Raw genomic sequence first — 5,404 nt, forward strand, 5'->3', positions numbered from 1 at the left:
CGGGCGCCCGGCCCGCCCAACCGGCCGCGCAGCGCGCGCCGTCGGCCTTCTTTCCCGCTGCTCCCTTCCCCCTCTTCTCCGCCCTCTCAAAGCTTCGTCCAGAGCTTCGTTCCCCCTGTCGCCGACCCCGCCGAAAGCAGAGGCAGACCCGTGCTGACCGTCGACTTCTCCCGCTTCCCGCTCGCGCCGGGCGACCGCGTCCTCGACCTGGGCTGCGGCGCGGGCCGGCACGCCTTCGAGTGCTACCGGCGCGGCGCACGCGTCGTCGCCCTGGACCGGAACGCCGAGGAGATCCGCGACGTCGCGCGCTGGTTCGCGGCGATGGAAGAGGAAGGCGAGGCACCGGAGGGGGCCACGGCCACCGCGATGGAGGGCGACGCCCTCGCGCTGCCCTTCCCCGACGACAGCTTCGACGTCGTGATCATCTCCGAGGTGATGGAGCACATCCACGACGACAAGGGCGTCCTCGCCGAGATGGTGCGCGTGCTGCGGCCCGGCGGACGCATCGCCGTGACCGTGCCCCGTTACGGTCCCGAACGGGTCTGCTGGGCGCTCAGCGACGCCTACCACGAGGTCGAGGGCGGCCACATCCGCATCTACCGTGCCCACGAACTGCTCGGCAGGATGCGCGAGGCGGGCCTCCGCCCGTACGGGACGCATCACGCGCACGGGCTGCACTCGCCGTACTGGTGGCTCAAGTGCGCCTTCGGAGTGGACCGTGACGGGGACGAGGCCGCCCTCCCGGTCCGCGCCTACCACCGGCTGCTGGTCTGGGACATCATGAAGAAGCCGCTGGCCACCCGCCTCGCGGAGAAGGCACTCGACCCGCTCATCGGCAAGAGCTTCGTCGCGTACGCCACCAAGCCCCGTCTGTCCGGCGGGATGTCGCCGGACGCCGACGGCGGGGCGGACGCCGCGTACGAGTCCGGGACCGCGTACGGGCCGGAAGCCGCCGGTGTCCAGGGCGTCCAGGGCGCCCGGGGCGTCAAGGGCGGGGCCCAGGCGCAGGGGCAGGCGTGACGAGCCCGGAGCGTACGGAACGGCTCGTGCTCGACGGCGTCCTCACGGCCGCGCAGGCACGGCAGACGGTGCGGGGGCTACTGGCTATCCAGCGTCCGGACGGCGCGATCCCCTGGTTCCGGGGCGGACACCTCGACCCGTGGGACCACACCGAGGCCGCGATGGCGCTGGACGCCGCGGGCGAGCACGACGCCGCCGAGGCCGCCTACCGCTGGCTCGCCGCGCACCAACTGCCCGACGGCTCCTGGTACTCGGCGTACACCGACGGCGAGGTGCAGAAGCCGGACGATCTCGCGAGGGAGAGCAACTTCGTCGCGTACGTCGCCGTCGGCGCCTGGCACCACTATCTCGCCACGCGCGACGAGACGTTCCTCGAGCGGATGTGGCCCGTCGTGGCCGCCGCCGTCGAGTACGTGCTCCGACTCCAGCTTCCCGGCGGGCAGATCGCCTGGAAGCGGGAGGCCGACGGGACCGCCGCCGAGGACGCCCTGCTCACCGGCTCCTCGTCCGTGTACCACGCGCTGCGGTGTGCCCTGGCGATCGCCGAGCACCGTCAAGAGCCCCAGCCGGGCTGGGAGTTGGCGCTCGGACTGCTGGGACACGCGGTGCGCCGCCACCCGGAGCGCTTCCTCGACAAGGGCCGCTACTCGATGGACTGGTACTACCCGGTGCTCGGCGGAGCCCTGCGCGGCGCGGAGGCGCTGGCCCGCATCGACGAGGGCTGGGACCGCTTCGTCGTGCCGGGACTGGGCGTGCGGTGCGTCCTGCCGAACCCGTGGGTGACGGGCGGGGAGAGCGCCGAACTGGCCCTGGCGCTATGGGCGTTGGGGGAACGCGACCGGGCGCGGCAGATCCTGGAGTGGGTGCGTCATCTGCGTGCCGAGGACGGCCTCTACTGGACGGGGTACGTCTTCGAGGACGACGCGATCTGGCCGGAGGAGCTGACGAGCTGGACGGCCGGCTCCCTGCTGCTGGCCGTCGCCGCACTGGCCGGCGACGAGGCGACGGTAAGGGTCTTCGGCGGCACGGGGCTTCCGCGGGGGCTGCCGCCGGACTGCTGCTGAAGGGGGCGAGGGGTACGGGGTAGCCGAGGGGTGGCGGTGGACGGGCGACTGACGGCTGGCAGTCGACGGATCACAACGGGGAGCGGACAGATGGCAGTTGACGAATAACCGCTGACGGCTGACAGATGACAGATTTCAAAAACTGTCAGCTCACATCTGAACCCTGCTACCCGTCACCCGTCACCTGCTATCTGCCGTCCGTCATCCGACATCCGTCACCTGTTGCCCGCCATCGGATCTCCGTCACCTGTCGCCCGCCACCCGCCACCTGTCGTCCGTCAACTGACCCCCGACACCCACCGCTTGAACCCCACCGCCTGTCACCCTTACCCCCCACAACAAACGGCCCCTCCCCACCGATCCGGGGAACTAAAATTCGCCGGTCCGGGGAAGGGGCCGCAGTCGTACGTACGAGTACGGGCAGGACAGGAGACGCCGCTCAGCCGCGCTGGATGCCCGAGGTGTCCTGGAGGACGCCGCGGCGGCCGTCCTGGGTCTGGGCGATGAGTGCGCCGCCGCGCTGCTCCACCGCCAAGTACCAGGTGCCCGGGGCGAGTTCGGCGACGGGCTGCGGGGAGCCGTCCTCGCCGAAAAGGGGACGGGTGACCGGAACGGCGAACCAGAACGGCTGGAAGTTCGGGTCCGGGGCGCCCCCGCCTGCCGCCGGACCGGGCTGCTGCGCCTGCTGCTGACCGGGCTGCCCCGGCTGACCCGGCTGTCCGGGCCCTGCCTGCTGCGGCCCGCCGGGGTATCCGTAACCGCCCTGCGGCTGCCCCCCGTACGGCCCCGGCTGTCCCGGCTGGGGTCCGCCCGGGTATCCGTAACCGCCCTGCTGGGGCGCCCCGTACGGAGTGGGCTTGGGCGCCGGCAGCAGCGGGGCCTTCAGGGCCGCCGCCGTCGTGCTCAGCGCGCCGACCGCCGCCAGAGCGAGGGAGAAGACGAGCGTGAGATAAGCCCCGGCGGACAGTACCCATTTCTCGTTCGGGTCGCCGGTGATGCCCGGCTGATCCAGGTCCGGGATGAGGACCGCGACCAGCGACCAGATGCCGGCCCAGCCGACGACCAGGCAGAGGACCATTCCCCACTGGTCCAGGGCCAGCCCCAGCAGTTTGCGCCCGTCCGGCAGCAGGCGGGCGGCGAGGAAGAGGCCCGCGGCGACGAGTCCGAGCAGGTGCACGGTCGGCAGCATCGGAAGCGTCGAGCGCGACCAGGCGGACACGCTGCAGGAGTCGACGGGGCAGTTGCCGTCGTAAGTGAAGAACGGGAAGAAGGAAGCGATCAGCAGCAGCAGAGCTGCCCCGATCACCGCGCCATCGCCTCGTGTGAGGGAGCGGATGTTCACTTAGCGTCCTTAGTAGGTTTCATACGGTCTGTGGTCTCTGCCGGGGTAGCACCCCATCGTACGGATGGGTCCAGTGACCTGCCCGGCGGGGCGACTTGACCGCTCGGCGGTCCTGTCAGCGCTTCTGGGTGAGGTAGTGCGCGACGCCGTCGACGACTCCGCGCGCCGCGCGCGCACGCCACGTGCGGTCGGTGAGCTGCGCGGCGTCCCGCGGATTGCGCATGTTGCCGCACTCCAGGAAGACCTTCGGTACGCGGGTGAGGTTGAGCCCGCCCAAGTCGCCCCGGGTGTCGGTGCCTTCGCCGTCGCCGGCGTACGGGGCGGGCTTGGATCCGGTGGACTCGCGGAAGGCGTCGGCCAGTTCGCGCCCGAGGTCCCGGGAGGGCCCGGTGACGGCCCGGGTGTCGGCCTTCCCCTCGTTGACGGACTCCGGGAGGATCACGTGGAATCCGCGTGCACTGGCCGGCGCACCGTCGGCGTGCAGCGAGACCACCGCGTCGGCGTCGGCCCGATTGCCCGCCTCGGCGCGGTCGTCGACGCACGGTCCCCACGGTCTGCGTCCCTGGTGGGTCATCTCCACGGTGGCGCCGCGTGCGCGCAGCCCGGCCCGTACGCGGCGGGCGAGGTCGAGGGTGAACTCCGCCTCGGAGTAGCCGGACGCGGTGGCCGTACCGGTGGTGTCGCACTCCTTGTGAGCGGTGCCGATGTCCACGGCGCGGTTGATCTCCGCCGCGTGGTAACGGTTGTTGGGGTTGTGCCCCGGGTCGAGTACGACGGTCGTCCCGCGCAGCGGCCGGTCGCCCGTGCCGTCCGCGGAACCGGAATCCCCCGAACCCCCCGAGTCGCCCCCGGGCAGTCCCCCCGAGGCCGGCCGCGAACTGCCCGGCAGCGGCATCAGGGTGGGCGCCGTGCTCCCCGCACCGGCCGACTGGTCGGCGGACTGCCACACCAGCCAGCCCGCGAAAGCGGTCGGGGTGAGCACGGCGAGCGCGATCAGCGCGCGCCTGCCCAGCCGGCTCCGCCGCCCCTGCTCCGGCGTCCGAGAAGCGTCCGGCCCGGGAGGCTCGGCACCGGGCTCGGCGCTGTTCGGATCGGGCGGTATCGGGCTGCCGTTGGACACGCCCAGGATGCTAGCGGCCTGGCTGCACCGCGGGGCCCGTACATCGGAGAACTCTCAACGACCCCGTCGCTGAAATCTCCCGGAAAGAACCGGAATTGAGCGCGCGACGGTAGACGCGGTACGGCGCCTGACCACCGTCGGCGGGGTCGGGGAAGACGTCGTGCACCACGAGCAGTCCGCCGGGGGTGAGATGCGGCACCCAGCCCTCGTAGTCGGCGGTGGCGTGCTCGTCCGTGTGGCCGCCGTCGATGAAGACGAGACCCAGCGGCACGCCCCACAGCGCCGCGGCGCGCGGCGAGCGCCCGACGAGGGCGAGGACGTGCTCCTCCAACCCGGCCTCGTGGAGCGTGCGTCGGAAGGCGGGGAGCGTGTCCATCAGTCCGGTGTTCGGATCGACGACGTCTGGGTCGTGGTACTCCCAGCCGGGCTGCTGCTCCTCGCTGCCGCGGTGGTGGTCGACGGTGACGGCGGTCACGCCCGCGGCGCGTGCGGCGTCGGCGAGGAGAAGGGTGGAGCGGCCGCAGTAGGTGCCGACCTCCAGCAGCGGGTGGCCGAGCCGGGCGGCTTCGACGGCCGCGCCGTACAGGGCCAGTCCCTCGTCGGGCGGCATGAAGCCCTTCGCGGACTCGAACGCGGCGAACGTCCGCGCGGCGGGCCGCGGTCCGGGTTCCGCGCGGTGCCCCGCGTCCCGCCGGGCGTCCGGCCGCCCGTCCGGCCGGGGTTCCGGTTGCGGCTGCGCGGTGGGCTGGCTCATCGGGCTCCTTCGGCGGCGTGGTCCGGGGACGTTCCCGGCGTTCATGCTGCCGTACGGGCCGTGCCGGGCGGTGCCCGGGCCGTACGGGAGGGGGCGGCCCGAGG

General features: G+C 72.6%; 5 protein-coding genes. 2 read left to right on the forward strand and 3 right to left on the reverse strand.

Translation table 11 applies throughout. The features are described 5' to 3' along the window. Nucleotides 1-150 precede the first annotated feature (150 nt). The gene (locus AN218_RS20445) at nt 151-1,020 is read left to right on the forward strand and encodes a class I SAM-dependent methyltransferase (RefSeq protein WP_244900556.1); all 870 of its coding nucleotides are present in this window, start codon (nt 151-153) and stop codon (nt 1,018-1,020) included. Further along, nucleotides 1,017-2,084, forward strand: a complete 1,068-nt coding sequence (locus AN218_RS20450) for a prenyltransferase/squalene oxidase repeat-containing protein (protein WP_070018350.1) — start codon at nt 1,017-1,019, stop codon at nt 2,082-2,084. The genes AN218_RS20445 and AN218_RS20450 overlap by 4 nt, the downstream gene beginning before the upstream one ends. 439 nt (nt 2,085-2,523) lie before the next feature. On the opposite strand, the gene AN218_RS20455 is transcribed toward AN218_RS20450, so the two are convergent. From AN218_RS20455 to AN218_RS20465, 3 genes are all read right to left on the reverse strand, one after another. Further along, nucleotides 2,524-3,426: a hypothetical protein gene (locus AN218_RS20455; RefSeq protein ID WP_070018351.1), complete on the reverse strand. Its 903-nt coding sequence runs from the start codon at nt 3,424-3,426 to the stop codon at nt 2,524-2,526. 115 nt (nt 3,427-3,541) lie between these two features. Beyond that, nucleotides 3,542-4,546, reverse strand: a complete 1,005-nt coding sequence (locus tag AN218_RS20460) for an N-acetylmuramoyl-L-alanine amidase (RefSeq protein WP_420855996.1) — start codon at nt 4,544-4,546, stop codon at nt 3,542-3,544. A gap of 10 nt (nt 4,547-4,556) precedes the next feature. After that, complete coding sequence (locus AN218_RS20465) at nt 4,557-5,156, reverse strand: class I SAM-dependent methyltransferase (protein WP_070018353.1); 600 nt, start codon at nt 5,154-5,156, stop codon at nt 4,557-4,559. Between the last annotated feature and the right edge of the window lie 248 nt (nt 5,157-5,404).

Source organism: Streptomyces nanshensis, assembly GCF_001751255.1.
GTDB classification, from domain to species: Bacteria; Actinomycetota; Actinomycetes; order Streptomycetales; family Streptomycetaceae; genus Streptomyces; species Streptomyces nanshensis_A.